20 protein-coding genes and 1 tRNA gene are annotated in these 19,150 nt (G+C 56.9%); 5 read left to right on the forward strand and 16 right to left on the reverse strand.

The window, feature by feature from the left end:
• The first annotated feature begins 253 nt into the window (after window positions 1–253).
• Entirely contained in the window at window positions 254–691 is a 438-nt protein-coding gene (gene aroQ / locus J3456_RS19100) for a type II 3-dehydroquinate dehydratase (RefSeq protein ID WP_349581835.1), read from the forward strand.
• Complete coding sequence (locus J3456_RS19105; protein ID WP_349581837.1) at window positions 691–1,446, forward strand: LuxR family transcriptional regulator; 756 nt, start codon at window positions 691–693, stop codon at window positions 1,444–1,446. The genes aroQ and J3456_RS19105 overlap by 1 nt, the downstream gene beginning before the upstream one ends.
• A 309-nt stretch (window positions 1,447–1,755) precedes the next feature.
• Here J3456_RS19105 and tsf read toward each other — a convergent pair whose 3' ends face one another.
• The 5 genes from tsf to J3456_RS19130 form a co-directional block, all read right to left on the reverse strand.
• Complete coding sequence (tsf, locus tag J3456_RS19110) at window positions 1,756–2,631, reverse strand: translation elongation factor Ts (protein ID WP_349581839.1); 876 nt, start codon at window positions 2,629–2,631, stop codon at window positions 1,756–1,758.
• Window positions 2,632–2,729: 98 nt separating this feature from the next.
• Window positions 2,730–3,605 (reverse strand): 30S ribosomal protein S2, encoded by an 876-nt coding sequence (rpsB, locus tag J3456_RS19115; RefSeq protein ID WP_259944300.1) that lies wholly within the window; start codon window positions 3,603–3,605, stop codon window positions 2,730–2,732.
• Between the two features lie 155 nt (window positions 3,606–3,760).
• A complete protein-coding gene (olsA, locus tag J3456_RS19120) occupies window positions 3,761–4,597 on the reverse strand; it encodes a lyso-ornithine lipid O-acyltransferase (RefSeq protein ID WP_349581841.1) in 837 nt (278 codons plus the stop codon).
• A complete protein-coding gene (gene olsB, locus J3456_RS19125; RefSeq protein WP_349581843.1) occupies window positions 4,594–5,352 on the reverse strand; it encodes an L-ornithine N(alpha)-acyltransferase in 759 nt (252 codons plus the stop codon). Before olsB ends, olsA begins: the two co-directional genes overlap by 4 nt.
• Window positions 5,353–5,500: 148 nt before the next feature.
• Window positions 5,501–5,686 carry a DUF3553 domain-containing protein gene (locus tag J3456_RS19130; protein ID WP_067262087.1) on the reverse strand — a complete coding sequence of 62 codons (186 nt, stop codon included), beginning with the start codon at window positions 5,684–5,686 and terminating at the stop codon, window positions 5,501–5,503.
• Window positions 5,687–5,715: 29 nt separating this feature from the next.
• On the opposite strand from J3456_RS19130, the gene J3456_RS19135 reads away from it, so the two are divergent.
• Window positions 5,716–6,318, forward strand: a complete 603-nt coding sequence (locus J3456_RS19135) for a histidine phosphotransferase family protein (protein ID WP_349581845.1) — start codon at window positions 5,716–5,718, stop codon at window positions 6,316–6,318.
• A gap of 3 nt (window positions 6,319–6,321) precedes the next feature.
• Here the strand turns inward: J3456_RS19135 and J3456_RS19140 are convergent, their stop codons facing one another.
• From J3456_RS19140 to J3456_RS19175, 8 genes are all read right to left on the reverse strand, one after another.
• A complete protein-coding gene (locus tag J3456_RS19140; RefSeq protein ID WP_349581846.1) occupies window positions 6,322–7,587 on the reverse strand; it encodes a glutamate-5-semialdehyde dehydrogenase in 1,266 nt (421 codons plus the stop codon).
• Window positions 7,588–7,620: 33 nt separating this feature from the next.
• Entirely contained in the window at window positions 7,621–8,727 is a 1,107-nt protein-coding gene (gene proB, locus J3456_RS19145) for a glutamate 5-kinase (RefSeq protein ID WP_349581847.1), read from the reverse strand.
• A complete protein-coding gene (gene obgE / locus J3456_RS19150; RefSeq protein WP_300052777.1) occupies window positions 8,715–9,749 on the reverse strand; it encodes a GTPase ObgE in 1,035 nt (344 codons plus the stop codon). The genes proB and obgE overlap by 13 nt, the downstream gene beginning before the upstream one ends.
• 30 nt (window positions 9,750–9,779) lie before the next feature.
• A complete protein-coding gene (locus tag J3456_RS19155; protein WP_317391095.1) occupies window positions 9,780–10,316 on the reverse strand; it encodes a GNAT family N-acetyltransferase in 537 nt (178 codons plus the stop codon).
• Window positions 10,317–10,611: 295 nt separating this feature from the next.
• Window positions 10,612–10,881 (reverse strand): 50S ribosomal protein L27, encoded by a 270-nt coding sequence (rpmA, locus tag J3456_RS19160; protein ID WP_007119633.1) that lies wholly within the window; start codon window positions 10,879–10,881, stop codon window positions 10,612–10,614.
• 12 nt (window positions 10,882–10,893) lie between these two features.
• A complete protein-coding gene (locus J3456_RS19165) occupies window positions 10,894–11,580 on the reverse strand; it encodes a 50S ribosomal protein L21 (RefSeq protein WP_259944314.1) in 687 nt (228 codons plus the stop codon).
• A 205-nt stretch (window positions 11,581–11,785) separates the two neighbouring features.
• Complete coding sequence (locus J3456_RS19170; RefSeq protein WP_349581848.1) at window positions 11,786–12,595, reverse strand: DUF2059 domain-containing protein; 810 nt, start codon at window positions 12,593–12,595, stop codon at window positions 11,786–11,788.
• Entirely contained in the window at window positions 12,595–13,437 is an 843-nt protein-coding gene (locus J3456_RS19175; protein ID WP_502989528.1) for a DUF2059 domain-containing protein, read from the reverse strand. Before J3456_RS19175 ends, J3456_RS19170 begins: the two co-directional genes overlap by 1 nt.
• 145 nt (window positions 13,438–13,582) lie before the next feature.
• On the opposite strand from J3456_RS19175, the gene J3456_RS19180 reads away from it, so the two are divergent.
• Window positions 13,583–13,672: transfer RNA gene (locus J3456_RS19180), tRNA-Ser, on the forward strand.
• A 227-nt stretch (window positions 13,673–13,899) separates the two neighbouring features.
• Here the strand turns inward: J3456_RS19180 and J3456_RS19185 are convergent.
• Complete coding sequence (locus J3456_RS19185) at window positions 13,900–14,979, reverse strand: tyrosine-type recombinase/integrase (protein ID WP_349581850.1); 1,080 nt, start codon at window positions 14,977–14,979, stop codon at window positions 13,900–13,902.
• Window positions 14,980–15,547: 568 nt separating this feature from the next.
• Complete coding sequence (locus tag J3456_RS19190; protein WP_349581851.1) at window positions 15,548–15,970, reverse strand: hypothetical protein; 423 nt, start codon at window positions 15,968–15,970, stop codon at window positions 15,548–15,550.
• Window positions 15,971–16,675: 705 nt separating this feature from the next.
• Here J3456_RS19190 and J3456_RS19195 point away from each other — a divergent pair.
• The gene (locus J3456_RS19195; RefSeq protein WP_349581853.1) at window positions 16,676–17,458 is read left to right on the forward strand and encodes a hypothetical protein; all 783 of its coding nucleotides are present in this window, start codon (window positions 16,676–16,678) and stop codon (window positions 17,456–17,458) included.
• Between the two features lie 206 nt (window positions 17,459–17,664).
• Here the strand turns inward: J3456_RS19195 and J3456_RS19200 are convergent, their stop codons facing one another.
• Window positions 17,665–18,999: a MobA/MobL family protein gene (locus J3456_RS19200; protein WP_349581854.1), complete on the reverse strand. Its 1,335-nt coding sequence runs from the start codon at window positions 18,997–18,999 to the stop codon at window positions 17,665–17,667.
• Between the last annotated feature and the right edge of the window lie 151 nt (window positions 19,000–19,150).

Consider the following 19,150-nt stretch of genomic DNA (forward strand, 5'->3'; position numbering starts at 1 on the left):
TGACCCCCGCAAGGCTTTTCAGCCCTCCGATATTTAGGTCTCCGGGCTGCTAAGCCTTGCTCACGCCAGCACCTGTGGTGACACTTCTGCTTTGCGCAACCGGTGACATTTCTGAATGGTGTTTACAAGATATTACGGTATTGGCCCCGTTGTTGCGATCTTCTCGCCACAGTAGCACCTCAATGCCACCTGACGCTGGACAGCGCCAGTTTCGCTCCGCTAACACTATCTAGATGTTTTAAAGCGAGTGATTATGGCCTCTGTACTTATTTTGAACGGCCCGAACCTGAACCTGTTGGGCACGCGGCAGCCTGAGGTCTATGGCAAGACGACCTTGGCGGATGTCAAAGCTCTCTGCGCGGCGGAAACCGCGCGGCTGGGATTGGAGATGCAGTTTGCGCAGTCCAACCACGAAGGCGCGTTAATCGACTTGATACATGAGGCACGTGGCCAACATGCGGGCATCATTCTGAATGCTGGCGCCTATACGCATACGTCGATCGCGCTGATGGATGCCATTGCCTCTGTCGAGCTGCCTGTGGTCGAAGTGCATTTGAGCAATATCCATGCCCGTGAGAGCTTTCGCCATAGGTCCTACATCGCTCCTGTGGCCATCGGACAAATCTGCGGCTTCGGTGTACACGGCTATGTTCTGGCTATCCAAGCCCTTCAACGTTGTGTTGTAAGCTAATGAATTTGCGCGATTACCTTCATCAAATCGCGCATAGCCCGACAATCGAAGAACTCTGGGATGCCCATACACGACAGATGGCTGACTATGGGTTTGACCGGCTGATCTATGGGTTTACGCGCTACCGAACGCCGACATCGCTGGGGGATCCGGCTGATTTTGTCATTCTGAGCAATCAAAGCCCGGAGTATCTTAACGGCTATCTTCACAGCGGGCTGTACTTCAACGCGCCTATGCTGCGGTGGGCGCTGAACAACGAAGGTGCTTGTAGCTGGGGCGCCCTGCCCGAGATCACGCATGGCGATTACCTGACGGTGTCCGAGAAACGGGTGGTTGAGTTCAACGCGCGAATGGAAGTGACCGCGGGCTACACGATCAGTTTCCGCTCAATCTCGGCGCGGTCCAAAGGCGCGATCGCCTTGACCGCACGGCGTGGCCTGACCCAAGACGATGTCGATGCGATCTGGGACGAGCATGGCGCCGACATTCAGTTGATGAATGAAATCGCACACCTAAAGATCCTCTCCCTGCCCTATAGCAGCCCCAACCGCAGCCTCACGCGGCGCCAGTTGGAGGTGCTGCAATGGGTCGGAGATGGCAAGACAACGCAGGACATCGCCTTGTTGATGGGTCTGACAGCCCCCACCGTCGAAAAGCATCTGCGCCTTGCCCGTGAGGCTTTATCGGTTGAGACGACAGCTCAGGCGGTGCTGAAGGCCGCTTTTGCGAACCAGATGTTTGTGATGGACCCGTAATATATTAGGGTATGGAATACCTTACTGGCACCTCAGGTAGTAGATGGCCATGGTCCGCCAGTATCGCGGGTGTTCGCACCAGCAGTACGACGGGCTTTAAATCCTTGTAATACCAAGGCGCTTTCTGGCCCGCCGGTCTCAGTCAGGTTTATTTTTCACCTGGCTGACCGGATCCCTACCCCTTCCCAGATACTCTCTGTTCACGGCCCCTGAGCGCGCTCATTGGCAGCAACGCCGCGCGTATTCTCGCAACGAAAAAAGGGCGGCGCACCGGAATGCACCGCCCCTTATTCAATATGACGAAAAGGCTTAGCCTTTCGCGGCTTTTGCCACTTCTGCTGCGAAGTCTTCTTTGACGACTTCAATGCCTTCGCCGACTTCCAGACGCACGAAACCGGTGATGGTCGCGCCCGCTTCTTCGGCAGCTTTGCCGACGGTCAGATCAGGGTTCACAACGAAGGACTGGTTCACCAGCGTCACTTCGGACATGTACTTCTGCATCCGGCCAGTGATCATTTTTTCGATCACGGCTTCGGGCTTGCCGCTTTCACGGGCGATGTCCATCTGAACTTGCTTTTCTTTCTCGACCACGGCTGGGTCCAGATCAGCTTCGGACAGCGACGCAGGGTTCACAGCAGCGATGTGCATCGCGATCTGCTTGCCCAGTTCCTCGTTGCCACCGTTCATGGCGACCAGAACACCGATCTTGCCCATGCCAGGCGCGGCTGCGTTGTGCACGTAAGAGACAACGGTCTCGCCTTCGATGCTCTGCATGCGGCGCAGCGACATGTTCTCACCGATTTTGGCGATGGCGTCGGTCAGCGTGGTTTCAACGGATTTACCATTGATCTCAGCCGCTTTCAGCGCGTCAACATCGTCCACTTTCAGCGCTGCATCGGCGATGTTGCTGACCATGGATTGGAATTCGGCGTTCTTGCCAACGAAGTCGGTTTCGGAGTTCACCTCAACCGCGACACCGCGGCTGCCTTCGACCTTAACAGCCACAAGACCTTCGGCTGCGGTACGGCCGGATTTCTTCGCCGCTTTGGCCAGACCTTTGGTGCGCAGCCAGTCAACAGCGGCTTCCATGTCGCCGTTGCTTTCTGTCAGTGCCTTTTTGGCGTCCATCATGCCTGCGCCGGTGCTGTCGCGCAGTTCCTTGACCATGGATGCTGTGATTGCCATCTCTTGGTTCTCCTTTGGAAATCGGGTGCAGGCCCAAGGCCCGCTACTGGTGGAAATCGGGGCAGGTTACCCTGCCCCGTGTTTCAGGTCCGTGACGCTTAGCCTTCGGCTTTTGCGACGGTCTCTTTCTTGGATTCGATGTCCAGCGGCGCGTCTTTGCCCATGGCATCGTCATGCAGGGTCTCTTCGGAAGCGTTGCCGATTTCGACGCCGGTGCTTTCTTCGCTTACGGCTTCTTCTTCGGGGGCTTCTTCCATGGCGCCCAGATCAACGCCTGCCGCACCCAACTGAGCGGACATGCCGTCCAGAGCGGCGCGCGATGCCAGATCGCAGTAAAGCGAGATGGCGCGTGCCGCGTCGTCGTTGCCGGGGATGATGTAGTCAACGCCGTCGGGCGAGCAGTTGGTGTCAACCACGGCCACAACTGGGATGCCCAGCTTGTTGGCTTCGGCAATGGCCAGTGCTTCTTTTTTCACGTCGATGACGAAAAGCAGGTCAGGACGACCGCCCATTTCGCGGATGCCGCCCAGCGATGCTTCCAGTTTGTACTGGTCACGCTCCATACCAAGACGCTCTTTCTTGGTCAGGCCTTCAAAGCCGCGCTCGGACTGCTCATCGATGTTTTTCAGACGGTTGATCGACTGCGAAACGGTCTGCCAGTTGGTCAGCGTGCCGCCGAGCCAACGGTGGTTCATGTAATACTGTGCGCATTTCTCTGCGGCTTCGGCAATCGGCTGAGCAGCCTGACGCTTGGTGCCAACGAAGAGAACGCTGCCGCCTTTGGCGACGGTGTCACGGATCACTTTCAGCGCATCGTCCAGCATAGGAACGGTTTGCGTGAGGTCCATGATGTGGATGCCGTTGCGTGCGCCGTAGATGTACGGGCCCATGCGGGGGTTCCAGCGCTGTGTCTGGTGACCAAAGTGCACGCCTGCTTCAAGCAGCTGGCGCATGGAGAACTCAGGAAGAGCCATGTCTTTATACCTTTCCGGTTTAGCCTCATCGGGGGTATGACAGCGTCATGCTGCCAACCGGCGGACGTTTTGGGATTTCTCCCCAAAAGGCCCAACCCCGACTGCGGGTTCAAGTGGGGCGCATATATGCCAGCGCGCGCCGCAGCGCAAGGGGCTTATTGCAGGCCCGACCGGGGATCAGCATGCCCTGCCCGCACGATCGCCTCGCAATGTTGCGCCAGTGCCTTGCGCCCGGCGAAATCGGCCACCGGGAGCGGCGGGTGATAGACCACCTCGACCGCACCTTGTTTTCGCGCGGCGAGTGTCGTCAGCAGGTGCGCCCCAAAGGACATATCCCCCCACCATCCGTAAAACCGCGGGTCTTCGCCCTGAGGCGCATGGTAGACCACACTCACCGGCTGAACCGCGATCTCGTCACGCAAGGCCGGGTCGAAAAAAGCTTCGAAAAGCGTTGTTTTGAAGGGCAGCACTTGCAAGCCGTCGGTGCTGGTGCCTTCGGGGAAGAACAGCAGCTTATGCCCCGCCAACAGCCGTGTCCGAAAAACCTCTGTCTGGCTGCGCGCCTCGGCCCGGTCGCGGCGGATAAAGACCGTCCCCGTGGCCCGTGCCAACCAACCGATGCCGGGCCAGCCCGCGACTTCGGACTTAGAGACGAAATAGATCCGTTTGGCCGCGTTCAGCGCAAGAATATCCAGCCACGACGTATGGTTGGCCACCACCGCGCCGCGCCGCTCCATCGGGGTGCCCCGTCTGACGAAACGCATGCCAAGCACCCAGAATGCGGCTCGGCATACCATTTGCGTGATATGGGGCGTGATGGGCCGGTGCAGGCCGAAAATTGGCCGTTCAATCAGCCGCAACAGCAGCAAGACCACCAGCCCGCCAAAGACCAAAAGCGCCAAGAGCACACCGCGCAGCGCCACGCGCAACATCCCCCCGAGGGTCAGGTGCCGCTTGGGCGGTGGCTGGTCGCTGTCCCAGGTCGTGGTCATCCAGCGCCCCCGCCATAGAACCGCGCCTGACGCGCGCTCATCTGCTTCGTATCTAAGATCAGGCAGACATCCGTGGTGTTGAAGGCACGGTCGATATAGGCCCCCTCGCCCACGGTGCCGCCCAGCCGGAGATAGGCTTTGATCAGGCTCGGCACGGCCAGCATGGCCTTGCGCCGGTCAAGCTCGGCCTCAGCGATCAGGTCCATGGGGGTGAATTCACGGGCGCGCACGCGCAGGTCTGCGGGCGCTAAGTGCCGGTGATGCAACAGTGAAAGCGGTTCGGCCAAGGCGGCCGTAGCCGTGCCGTGAAAGCTTGCCACGCCGAACAGAACCTCAATCTCATGCTCAGCCACATAGCACCCGAGCGCGGCCCAAAGGTGGTGCATCGCCATGCCGCCCCGATAGGCAGGATCAAGGCAAGACCGCCCTAATTCCAATAGCTTGCGCCCCGATTGCTTTAGTGGCGTCAGATCGTATTCCGTCTCTGAATAGAACCCGCCTGCCCGCGCGGCCATATCCCCGCGCATGACGCGGTAAACGCCTGCAAGCTTGCCATTGCGCAGATCAGTCAAAAGCAGATGATCGAAGTAAGGGTCGAACCGGTCTTGCTCCAACTCGGCGGTGTGATCGACCATCGGCCCGCCGCCTCCCAGCTCTCGCACGAAGACATCATAGCGGAGCCGCTGCGCGGCCCGCACCTCGGCGTCTGTCTGCGCCAATCTGACCTGAAAATCTGCTGCAACGCCCCGCGGCATCAGCCAATCCTATGCCCGAAGTGAAAGTCTTCGCCTGATAGGCAATCGGCTGGCAAGGCGCAACAGTTGCACGAAAAGCGATAACCGGTTACTCTCCTTATGGTTGCTAAAATGAAAATTTCTTCCACCCTTAAGGATTTGGAAAGGGTCATCCCTCATCAAAGACCGGCATTAATTCCAAACGAAAGCTGTCTATGACCACCTTACCCTGGTCACGAAAGTTGACCGTCACTTTGCCGCCGATGTTGCTTTGCACCTGGCCTGTGCCCCATTCGGGATGCTGCGGGTGCATGACCAGCATGCCCGGCGTCAGCAGCGCGTTTAGATCATCCATGCCGTTTCCAATCATCCTAAGGGGCCATCATGGACCAATTTAACATCGACCTGCCCGCGCTGATCGGCAGCCGTATCTGCCACGACTTGATATCGCCAATCGGTGCCATCAACAACGGGCTTGAACTGCTTGAAATGGCGGGCACCGGGGCCGCGCCGGGGCCAGAGCTTGCCCTGATCGGCCAAAGTGTCGAAAGCGCCTCGGCCCGTATCCGGTTTTTCCGCATCGCTTTTGGGGCCGCTGGCGATCAGACCATGGGCCAGAATGAGGTGACATCGATCCTGCGCGATCTCTATACCGCTTCACGGGTTGAGATCGACTGGCAGATCACAAGCCCCCAATCGCGCAACTGCGTGCGAATGGCATTCCTCTCGCTGCTTTGTATGGAAACGGCTTTGCACCATGGCGGGCTGATCACCATTACCGAAGAGGCTGGCCAATGGCGCCTTCACGCCGAAGCCGACAAGATCGCGATAGAACCCGCGCTTTGGGCGCTATTGTCCCACCCTGATCCAGACCAGTCGCTACAACCTGCGCAGGTTCAATTCGCGCTCTTGCCTATTTTGGCCCAAGCGCAGGGAAAAGAAATCACAGTCGACAGCGCTGACACGGTCCTCACCCTGTCTTTCTAAGGGTCAGCCGCGCACCGTTCCCGCGCCCCGAACAAGGTACTTAAAGCTCGTCAACTGCGCTGCACCGACGGGGCCGCGGGCGTGCAGTTTGCCCGTGGCAATGCCGATCTCCGCACCCATGCCAAACTCCCCCCCATCCGCGAATTGAGTGGAGGCGTTATGCATCAGGATCGCCGAGTCCAACCCGTTAAAGAAGTCCGCCGCGGTCTCAGTGTTCTCGGTCAGGATGCAATCCGTATGGCCCGAGCCGTACTGGCGAATATGGGCCATGGCGGTCTGAACATCCGGCACGACGCGCGCCGCAACGATCATGTCGAGGTATTCCTGACCCCAATCCGTCTCGCTGGCCGGAACCGTGCCGGGGATATCCTGCAGCGCCGCATCGGCGCGCACCTCGACACCGGCATCAATCAAGGCCCGGATCACGCCTTGGCCAATGGTCTTGGCGATACCCTCATGGATCAACAAACACTCCGCCGCGCCGCATATGCCCGTGCGCCGTGTCTTGGCGTTCAGCACCACTTTAAGCGCTTTTTCCGGGTCGGCCTCGGCGTCGATATAGATGTGCACGATCCCTTCGAGATGAGCAAAGACCGGCACGCGCGCCTCACGCTGCACCAGCCCAACAAGCCCCTTGCCGCCCCGCGGCACGATCACGTCGATGGTATCGGTCATGGTCAGCATTTCCCGCACCGCCGCACGGTCGCGTGTCGGCACCAGTTGCACCGCATCTTCGGGCATGCCCGCATCCCTCAACCCCTGCTGCAGGCAGGCGTGGATAGCGCGCGAAGAATGAAAGCTTTCAGACCCGCCGCGCAGGATCACCGCGTTTCCGGCCTTGAGGCAAAGCGCCCCCGCGTCTGCCGTTACATTTGGACGCGATTCATAAATCACGCCGATCACGCCAAGCGGGGTGCGCACGCGCTGGATGTTTAGCCCCGAAGGCTGGTCCCATTCGGCGATGATCTCTCCCACCGGGTCTGACTGTTCCGCGACCGAACGCAGCCCGTCGACCATGCCGCGAATGCGGTCCTCGTCCAGCATCAGCCGGTCCATCATCGCATCCGACAGCCCTTTATCGCGAGCAAAGTCGAGGTCATGCGCATTGGCGGCGATGATCTCGGCCCGGTTCTTCCAAACGGCATCGGCGGCGCTGATCAATGCGGCATGTTTACGCTCTGCCGTGGCGCTTGCCAGACGCGCTGCCGCGGCGCGGGCGCGGGCCCCGATATCGGCCATCAATTCAGAGATATTTTCGATGTCGCTCATAGCCTTATGCCCCTGTCCTAATCTTCCGCGCGCCTAGAGCGCCATGTCGTCCCGATGGATCAAGGCCGCCCGCCCGGGATAGCCCAGCAGGGCCTCGATCTCTGCGCTTTTGTGGCCCTTGATCTGCCCGATCTCTTCGGCGGAATAGCGACTGAGACCATGGCCCACGGCATGCCCCGCCGGGTCGTACATGGCGATGCTGTCACCGCGCTCAAAACGGCCTTCGACGGCTGTCACCCCCGCGGGCAACAACGATGTGCCCCGCGCCAAGGCCGCGACCGCGCCGGCGTCCACAGTGACCGACCCGCGCGGTTTCATCGCAGCGATCCAACGTTTGCGTGCGGCCTGTGGATCGCTCTGCGCCCTGAACCATGTGGCATTCGCCCCACCTTCAAGCGCAGTGAGCGGCCGCATGACGAAACCATCGGTGATCGCCATTGCGCAGCCTGCCGTGGTCGCCGTGCGCGCGGCCATCAGTTTGGTCTTCATGCCACCTTTGGACAGACCCGACCCGGCATCGCCCGCCATCGCCTCAATCTCGGGCGTGATGCTGTCGACCACATCATAGCGTTGCGCAGTGGGATCCTGCGAAGGATTGGCGCTGTAGAACCCATCCACATCGGAGAGCAAGATCAACTGGTCCGCCCCAACCGTCACCGCGATCTGCGCCGCGAGACGATCGTTATCGCCAAAGCGGATTTCATCGGTCGCGACCGTGTCATTCTCATTCACGATCGGCACGACGCCGAGTGAAAGCAACTGCTCAAGCGTGGCGCGGCTGTTGAGGTATCGGCGACGGTTGGCACTATCTTCCAGCGTGACCAAGACCTGCGCTGTCGTGATGCCATGGGGGTCGAGGACCTCTTCGTAAGCCCGCGCTAGGCGGATTTGCCCGACAGCCGCCGCTGCCTGTGCCTGCTCCAGCGCCAAGACAGTCGGCGGGAGGCCCAAGACACCCCGCCCAAGTGCGATGGAGCCTGACGAAACCAGCACAACGTCGCAGCCTAACCCTTTGAGCCACAACACATCTTGCGCCAACCCGGCCAGCCAATCCCGGCGCAAATTGCCGCTGTCGCGGTCCACCAAAAGGGCAGAGCCGATCTTGATTACGACACGGCGGGCGGTGCTTAGGGTTGCCAAGGCGTGTCTTCCTCGGTGGTACGGAAGCGCAGGCGGTCGTCATCGATGTTTTGGCGCAGGGTCCGCAACACTTCGGTCACACCTTCACCGGCGACGCTGGACATCATCATCACCTCGCCGCCGCAGGCTTTTTCCAATTCATTCAAACGACTTGCACGCTCTTCTTCATCCAACGCATCAACTTTATTCAACACCGTGACGCGCGGCTTTTCCGCCAGATCGCCGCCATAGGCTTCTAGCTCGCCGATGATGGTGTGATAATCTTCCGCCACAGTCTCGGACGTGCCGTCGATCAGGTGCAACAACACCGCGCAACGCTCGACATGCCCTAGGAAAAGATCGCCCAGCCCGCGCCCTTCGGAGGCGCCTTCGATAAGGCCGGGAATATCGGCTACGACGAATTCTGTGTTATCCACACCAACCACCCCAAGGTTCGGGTGCAGCGTGGTGAAAGGGTAATCCGCGATCTTTGGCCGCGCGTTCGATGTCGTCGCCAGGAAGGTCGACTTACCCGCGTTCGGCAGCCCCAGCAGGCCCACGTCGGCGATCAGCTTGAGCCGCAGCCAGAGCGTACGGTCCACGCCCTCTTGGCCCGGGTTCGAACGGCGCGGCGCTTGGTTGGTGGCGGATTTAAAGTGTAGGTTGCCCCAGCCGCCATTGCCACCACGCGCAAGCTGCACGCGCTGGCCCAACTCGGTCAGGTCGGCGATGACCGTTTCCTGATCCTCGTCGAGGATCTCCGTGCCGACGGGCACACGCAGGATGATATCGTCGCCATCCTTGCCGGTGCGCTGTTTGCCCATGCCGGGCTGGCCGTTCTTAGCAAAAAAGTGCTGCTGATAGCGAAAGTCAATCAGCGTGTTCAGCCCATCCACCGCCTCGGCCCAGACTGAGCCACCGGTGCCGCCATCGCCGCCATCCGGACCGCCATATTCGATGTATTTCTCGCGCCGGAACGACACACAGCCGCCGCCCCCGGCACCGGATCGGATATAGACTTTGCACAGGTCGAGAAACTTCATGGTCTTGCCTTTCAGGCGCGGGAAACGGAGCTACAGCTTGCAGCTATAGGTCCATGTGGGTACGGCAGCATCGCGGGCCAAGCAATAGGTTTCCGCGTCGCCGAGATAGACAAACCCTGCGTTGGTCAGCACCTTGGCCGAGGCCGGGTTGTCATGGAAGACAGAGGCAAAAAGCGCGTCATTGCCCAAGGGGTTGGCATCCACCAAAGCCTGCACCGCGTCGGAAGCCAGATGGGTGTTCCAGAACGCCGGGGCGACCCAATAGCCGATTTCCGATTGGTTGCGGTCAAGCCGGGTGAGAGAGATCACCCCCATGACCTCGGAACTCTCCGCGCGGCTGCCATCCATGACCCAGACGTCTTCCTCGCGGTCATCCGACATTGCGCGGGTCACATAGGCTTCGACACTGCCCGGCGGCAGCGGATGCGGGATAGAGGATGTAGCATTGGCGACCCGCGGGTCACTGGCATACATCTCAATCATGCCCATATCCGACCGGCGCACCGGACGCAGGTCAAAACGCTCTGTCTCAATAACTGGTTGGTTCACAATCGCTTCCAACTGCATCGTCATGTTCCTCCTCCGAACAGACTGGATTGGGGGCTTTGGTCCAAGCTGGCCGCCCCTGCCCCGATGAGGCGCAAACACCGCTTCGGGGCGTTGATACATCCGACATATTCCTCCCTGCCGAATGTAACGACTTTATCAAAATTCGACCCTGTCCCGCCAAGAACGGAAAAACGATCTGACAGGCCTTCGAGCCTTGAACTGAAAAACAAACGCATGGGACTTGTCCCGGAAAAAGAAAAGGGACCGGCGGTATCGCCGATCCCTGATTTTTTCAAACCCTTTGGGGTACGGCTTATTCAGCGGCCTCCGCGCGTGGCAGAACCGAAATAAACGTGCGGTTTTTCAGACCCTTGTGGAAGGTCACAGCGCCGTCGACGGTTGCAAAGATCGTGTGATCTTTGCCCATGCCAACGCCGTTTGCTGGCCAAAACTTGGTGCCGCGCTGACGCACGATGATGTTGCCAGGGATAACGGCTTCGCCGCCATATTTCTTAACGCCAAGGCGACGACCAGCTGAGTCGCGCCCGTTACGGGATGAACCGCCTGCTTTTTTATGTGCCATCTCGGTCTCTCCTTAGCCTTTGGTCTTTTCTTTGGCCTGTTCGACCCAGCCTTCACGCTGGATACGGCCTTTGAAAGACAGTTTCTCGTCAACTTCAGCGATATCCGCTTCGGTCCATGCTGCGATTTGAGCGAAGGAGGTGATACCTGCTTCGTGCAGCTTCTTCTCAAGTGCGGGGCCGACGCCGCTCAGCGCCTTCAGGTCGTCCGCGCCGGCTTCCGACATCTTGTCGGCTTTTTCGGCTTTCGGAGCGGCCTTGGTGGCTTTCGCTTTCTTAGCCTTCTTGATCTGGGTCGCGTCGTCGGTCTTGCCAGTGATCGCGGCCACAGCAGAGGCGCTCACGGAACCGGTGCCAACAGCAGCCGATACACCCGACTTATCCGCGCCCGAAGACAGGATGTCGGTAATCTTGATCAAGGTCAGCTTCTGACGGTGACCCTTGGTGCGCTTGGAAGAGTGCTTCCGGCGACGCTTGACGAAGTTGATAACCTTTTCGCCTTTGATTTGGTCAACGACTTCGGCCTGAACGCCTGCGTCTTTAACCATGGGCGCGCCGAGCACGGGGCTGTCGCCGCCGAGCATCAGAACTTCGTTGAACTGGACTGTTTCGCCAGCATTGGCCGCAATACGTTCAACCCGCAGCATATCGCCGGATTGGACCTTGTATTGCTTGCCGCCTGTCTTGATGACCGCAAACATGCGTCTTCCTTTTCTGTCATCCGCGTTCTGTGGCCCCCGCTTGGGAGTTTGTGGATGGCTTTCCGGCCGATCCGCCTCGAACAGCGCGCCCATGGGGCGTCATTAAAAAACAATCCCTAAGACGGATTACCCGCCGGGATGCGGGCTTATCTTCGGAATGGCGGGACAAGTCAAGTAGGTTTTCGCGCTCAAATCTCTGCGCCCGTCAGAGGCTTTCGGCCACCATATTCAGGGCCAGAGCACGCCCAAGCCCGTAAGAGATATCCTCATAGGCCCGGCCAAACCCGTCGAAAAGCGCCCGGTTAAGGGCACGCCCGGCACCTGTCTCTGCAAATTGAGCATATTGCGCGATCTCGGCGTCGCGCAGGGGGTGATAGGCCAGCAGCAGATAGGCGTGCATCCAGACAGAGGTGTCTTCGGTAACCGCCTCCAGCTCGGCGCCGACCTCGGCCAAGAGGTCTTCGTCGCTGTCTTCCAGGGCGCCGCCGTCGCGCATTCCGCGCAGGAATTGGAAATTGCTGTTGAGCGCCGTGCTGACATTGCGGTCAACCATATCGGCGGCGTCGATCAAGCGGCGGATCAGAGCGACCCGCGGGTCATGATCCCCGGCCAATACGCCATAGTGCGCCCGCGCGATCTGCTCCACTTCCGGCTCGGCGATGGCGGCACGGCCCGCGTTCTCCAGCCCGACGATCCGTCCGCCCAATTCCGTTGAATAAAAGTCGATCGCCTGTTCGATTTCGGCAGAGGTCATCGTCTCTTCCAATGCCCGGCGCACCATTTCGACCATGCGCCCGGCGTCATGGATGCTTTCGACCTGCATCTGCCAGCCCGGACCCCCCTGCCCGCCCAGCATGTCTTGGTTCAGCATCTCGGCATGGGCCTGCCCCTCGTCACTGAGGATCACCGCCGCTTGCCGAAGCTCCAACAAATCGACAAGCACGGTCATGCGCGCGTCGGCCCAAGCGGGCAAAGCCAGAAGCCACATGAGTGACGCAAATACCCAAGCCCGCATCAGAGGTCCTGACTGGGCTGCATCGCCGCCAGCCGGGTGGCCACGGCCTCGAACCGATTGGCCATAACCTCATATTGGACCGCGTTCATCAGCGTATAAACCTGCTGCATCTCGGGATGCTCCAGCGCCTCGGCATAGGCGAGCAGATCGTCATCCGAGAAGGATTGATAGGTGTAGGCCGCGTTGGCCAAGGCATTCGCGGCAATCTGAGCGCCCAGTTCATCGGCCTGCGCGCGCATCGCTTCGCGCAGGTCAGGCTCTTCCATCTGCAATTCGATCACCCCGGCGCCCGCGGCGGCCAAAAGGAAGCGGATCTGCACCTCTTGAATGGCCCGGACCGAGATCTCTTCGACATCGCTGGCGACATTCAAACGCCGCAGTGTTTCCAATCGCGGCGAGTCAATGCGCTCAAGCCCCGCCACGATCGCGGCACCGCTTTCCGCCTTCAGCCCGTCATCCTCGGCCATATGCGCCTTGTTCTCTACGGCCACCAAACGCTGGCCCAGATCGCTCGCATAGAAATCGGCGGCATGATCCAGCAGATCGTCGCTCAGCGTTTCAGACAGGATATCCATCGCCATGCCGTGCATCAACTCGGTGTCAAAGACATCCCGCACCAGCCGCGACCATTCCGAGCCGAAATCCTCGCTTTGCAGCCCCAGCATCTCTGGCGCGGAATCGGCGGAGAGGCGAATGCTCTCCAACGCCACGTCAAAGCCGGTCACTTCCAAGAACCGCTCCAACGCGCCGCGCTCCGCCGCCCGCAGCGGCAAAGCAAGCGCGACAAGCAGCATCATCGCCATGACGAAGGGGGCTGCGATCAATCTATTTTGGCGAAACATGGGCTGTCCTTTCGCGGAATTCTGCCTTTAAACTTAGGCTTTACCAGCCCCGGCGCAATGAAAATCCCCAAACTTTCCCTTAATGCGCAAAACCCCTCTTGCCACTGCCTGAAAAGGCGACTAAACGGACCCCCCAGACCCCCGCGGAGAGGTGCCGGAGTGGTCGAACGGGGCGGTCTCGAAAACCGTTGAGCCTTCACGGGTTCCCAGGGTTCGAATCCCTGTCTCTCCGCCACTATCCCCCTGATATCGTGTGATTTAATACCGCACCGAACTGACGGGCGGGTTATATTTGTAATACCCATTCTCGGCATAGTTTGACGACTTTTTGCCCACCCGACTGCGCCAACTATGCCACGTTGACAAAAATCTCTATGTCGACATGCGCGTAATGAGGCAGTTTTAAAACGACAAAGCCCCGCCTGTTTGGGCGGGGCTTGGAGCCGGGGATGGTCATCAGGACTAAAGACCGGTGTTACCATCGGCACTGGCAATTGCCTGTTGCTCTTGTGTAAGCTGGCGAAAGTAGTAGCGCTCAGTTGTTTTCACCGAACCGTGCCCAATGTAGCGTTGCACCCTATAGACCGACCAACCCTCCTTAAGTCGATCAATTGCAAACTTATGCCGGAGGTCATGCATCCGTGCTCCAAAATCCACCTCTTGGGCGTAGTCCCAGAACAGGTTGGCAGCAGATTTGTAGTAGCCATCATCGGTTTTGTTCCAGAATACATATGGAGACCAGTTCGATGGTGTAATTTTCAACAGTATGTCTATGGCCTGCTGACGCAGAGTAATCGTGCGAACCTTTCCGCCTTTTGTGTTTACCAAGGTTAATGTGACGTTCCCCTCAACCGGCTGCTCTATACCACATAGATCGCTCCACTTTACCATCGCCATTTCGGTGATCCGCCCGCCTGTCTCATGTAGAAAGTCTGGGAGAAAGGTTAGCGTGCCAGGCGCACGCTCTGAAATGCGCGCTATCGCCGCCGCAGTCGGCAAGACGATTGGCGGAAGCTTTTCACGCATGCCCTGCTTCTCGAATAGCTGCACCGGGTTAATTTCTATCCAGCCCTTGTTCTTGATATGCGACATCAAATGTTTGAATGCTGTCAGATCGCGATTGATGGTTGCTACCGATACACCTGCATCTTTGCGAAGCGCGACGAATTCTGTAATTTCAGCTAAGCCGATCTCCCAAGCGCCTGCTTCCTCAATGTCTTTAGACCGCTCTGCGAAAATATCTTCCAACGTCCGGCCTATCTGTATCAGGCTGGTGCGATATCGTTTGCAGGTAGAGTCAGTCCAACCATGTTCTCCGGCATTGAACGTACTATCATAAAAGCTCATGAAGCCCGCGAGAAACAGCCAGTCCGTCTCGCCACGCTTGGCCTTCCCCTTCAGCTCATCGATGCGTTGCCGGGCTTTTTTGCTGGCGACCCGCTGAGAAGTTGTGCGAAGCGACTCGCGGTATTCTTTTCCGTCGATCGTGACACGGAGGTGATATTTTTTGCTGCCTTTCGGCTTGTACACGTTGTTAGGCATTGGTTTCCCTTTGTAAGCCAAGAGGCGATTGCATTTTGATCGAAAGTCCAGATACCGCCCATCTTCGCGGCCCCCGGTATTTGTCCTTTCGATGCAAGATCGGTGATAGTTCGGGGCTTTAGCCCAGAAAGGTCCGCAACAAGCCCAACTCGCACTCTGGGTTTCATTTCCCCCAATGCGATCTCTGCATGCTCGAGAGATTGATTTGATGTTTGAGTCATTCAGTAGCCATTATTCTTGAGCCGCAGAGGCGCTGAAGGCGACCAGGGGCTGATTAAAAGTCGTCACCAATATTCGGTGACAAGCAGAACATTGGGCTCAGAGGCTTCGTACGAGTCGTCGAAACTCAAAGAAAATTATCTGTCGATGCCAAGCCTTCACGTAAGGTTATGATAATGCGTGAAATATTTTTTACTGAACAAGCCACGCCATAGCATTGAATTGGCTAAAGAACCGTGCGGGGGACAAGATATTTTAGGTGTGCCGCATCGTTCTGAACATCAGATGGACCCCAGCGGTGCCAAATTGGGGCAACGCCGGGGTTTATGCACTGAAGTGCATACTCCGGTCAGGATTGTAGTTCTTCGGCCACCCGACCGGCCCTAACAGCATCCAGTGTTCTGGCAATTGCGCTTGTTAAGGCATCTACTTCTCTACGTGCGGAGGCCAGGTCTAAGGCGTCATCTTCAACAAAGGTAACTTCATAGCCGCCGCGCACATGATGTTCGTCAGCTTGCCAGCCAAAGTGAGTGCCCTTGGCTATCATACTGTCAATTAGGGCTGCGAGCACCTCAAGGTCCTGAATAAGCGTCTCGTTGAAGATATGCCCGACCTCGATCCGGCGAATTAACCGATCTGGAAATGTGCGCTTTACAGGCGGTAGCGTTGGGATAACGATCTGGCGAAGTACATGTGCCGTCTCCCTGGACTGGGTGAACGCTATCGCAATGATGGTAGGAAGAGACGCCAGGCTAAGGTTTTCCTCACTCATTGAAACTCTCCATTTGCACAGCACTGCCCACTCTTTTGCTGAATGGTAAAACGGTTCGTACGAGCTACAGAGCCCAGGCCCATCAACGTTCTCGAAGGGCAAGCTTTCTGTATTCTACCAAGCTTAAGTTTCATATTTAGTTTCCTCAGTTGATGACGCCGGACAGCCCAATGCGTCCGGAAGGTTCGTCATCGTCAAGTACGGCCCAAGTGAGGAGGTTCGGGCTGTATTATTTGTTAGGCTAATACGCAGCAATGCATAATTATCCGCTATTGGCGTGCCATCATCAGAAGTCGAGCAACACAATGGTCTATTAAGTACTTCATTTTCTTAAGTTGTATCCGGAAGGATTAAAAGTTTTTATGTTGAGGTGAATTCGTCTTCGTAAAGTTCTCAGATCAGTATTGTACAAATTAGCCGTTTCTTACATCCAGTTCATCTTTTCTATCGGCTCTCATCAAGGAGCCGATAGAAAAGATGAACCCGGGCAAATCTCTTGAAAGAGTTACATCAATAGGCGTCCCTTTGATCGAACCGTGGACATACAGGCAAGTAATGCAATTGGCCCTGGCATAGGCATGGTATATAGACATCGATAGATTTGAGCCGCCATATATAGGCGGCAAAATTAAACATTTTTGCAAAATTTTTGTCGTAACTCGATCAGACCCATATTCCGGTTTCTAATAACAAAAGGAAATCAGAATGATCTTAAGGCCACTGCAAAGCCCTCAACGTTTAATCGAAGCCGCAAGCATTGCAGCATATGATCTACACGAGTTCGTTCGCAAGAAGACGATAGCGGAACTTGAGGAATTCGCCAACTCCGATGCCTACCTCTCTTTAGGTGTCGTATGTCATGTCCAGACGGATAAGGCGGGAACGTTCACTGGCACAAGTTTTCACTTCTCATCCGCGCCTGCGGAGAACCTCCGTGACACTTTCCACTGTATTGTTCCAATCCTTCAAGGATATACGAAAGCCGAGGACGCCTTGACGAAAGCCGCTGAAGACTTTTGGTTTGTCAGTGCGTCGAAACAGAGAATGCGAGTGTTTGGCAGAGAACTCGCTCACCTAAGCAATTTAGACCTTGAACTAATAAGCAGAAATCGGAATTCCCTATATGGAGGATATCAATCGAAATCGTTGAATGATGCTCTTCTGGTTGAGGTCGCAAATAAGGAAAGAGAACTGAGAGATAGCGATTCAAACCATTTGAGGTTGCTGGCGATTTCTGAACTTGAGTCGACGAAAATCTATCTTATGAAGGAGCGGCAAGAAGCTCTGTCATGGTTCGCAAGGTTGTCGGAACATGACCGTATCTTTCTTCCGGCTTTTGATTGTCGCGATTCAGGCGATGACGCACGGGCGATCTATACATATCGAGATCATAAAGAAAAAGTAGGTCGGCGGCGAGCTCGCATTGCCGTCAATCGCTATTTTGAGGATCAAAATACACCAGACTCTCGTCTGATCGGCGAGAAATAGCTAAGTGTAACTTTAGGCACGGCCAGTATCCACGCTGAGCACTACCTTCGGTTGGTGGTAAAGATGTAGACCTGCTGCTCGACGAGCGGCAGGTCTTCTATCCGTAATCCCGATGAAATCCTATCCATTACCTATCGATACTGTGGGCACACCATTTGTGGATGTCATGTCGCGAGGGAAGTTCAAGCGGAAGTGCCGGTCAAATGTTAGCTCCCCCTGACCCGACCCCGGGTATGATCTTTTCTGACAATTCTCATAGGTGCGCGGAGAGCAGGTACCGTATCGGGGTTATCGTATGTTTCTGGATCAATCCGTCTATCGAACTCATCCATCTCAGAACCATACAAATAACTATTGGTTGGGCGAATATTTCTATCGTTTAGGGATACGGAGTTATCGGATTTGGCTGGCGCGTCTTTACTGTTTTCGTATCCTGAATCAGCTGTGGATTGGGCCCAGGCAATTGCTGCTTCGTAGCCGTGGAACGGATCTGCTGGGGTTTCGGCTTCCGGATATATATTGCATACACCAGGTGCGACCTCCTTAGGTCGAGACTTTAATACGCTGCATTTCTTATCCTTAGCTGTAGCCTTTCGAGCAGACTCCCGGTCTGCTGCAATCTTCTCGGATAAGCCAGAGAGCCGTGCTTTTTCCCTTTCCAACGCACGAAGCATCATCCAATTATGCCAACGTTCATCGTTGCGGGCCCTAATTAAACCCCTATTGAGCGATGCAAGTGGTAGCCTTTCTGTAACGTCCTCCCCCGCCATTCTGGTCTTCTGCGTTGTCCGTGGTCCGAGATGCCTTTGAGGTTCGAGGCCTTTAGGTGCGTCACCAGCTTCCGCCATCGCGGTGTATGATCTTAGATCGATCCGAGCATCCGATCCATTGCGTGTAAGGGCTTGGTTCGTACGACGTTCCCATTCTGCTCTTATTTTAAGGAGCATCTTTGGCCCGACAACCTTGTCGTCCAAGTCTCTGGTCTTGATGCCGAACGTGCCGCATTCACTGTCGACCTCTCGTGTAGTAAACCGAATGTGGGCGTGAAAATTACGATTTGTCATGTTAGGATCGAATAATGCAACTTCGAGTTCCTTGCGACCTTCAGCTGAATGGCAGTCACGCCAAAGGCGTCGCCCTTCACTCGCATTCACGAAGGTAGGAGCATGAACGATATGGTGGACGGCAACACCAAATTCGTCCCGCAGCCAGCAAGAAAATCCTTTTACAAGCCTGTACTGTTCGTTGAGCGGCAGCTCTGCGGGCAGCGCTGGACGAAGCTCCCTTGCGACACGAGCATTGCCTCGAACCTCAGCCCCCTCTGCGGCATTCCAAAGCTCCTCCGCGGTGCCACGCCAGCCGATCAAACCAGTATTCAATAGCCCTGTTACCGAGCGGTAACTATAGCTGAGCCCTGTCCTATTGTCAGTCATGCTTGTTCGCGCAGCATATGCCGCGGCAGCGACAGAGGAGCGCCCATCAGCGCGTGAAATGACAAGAAGTGGACAATGGCTCGCGGGATGAAGGTTCATTTGTTTCATATTCGGTAGATTGTGCCCGTGGAATGTTGATTGTCACTGAGAACTGACCCGGTATTTTCACCGAGATTTGACCCACCCTCAGTTATGCGTCGTGGTTTATGACGCGGTCAATGTTTTGGCCTCCTTTCGTGTTTTCTTTGCAGCCTCAGCG

The sequence above is a fragment of the Sulfitobacter sp. NFXS29 genome (assembly GCF_040148765.1).
Taxonomy (GTDB): domain Bacteria; phylum Pseudomonadota; class Alphaproteobacteria; order Rhodobacterales; family Rhodobacteraceae; genus Sulfitobacter.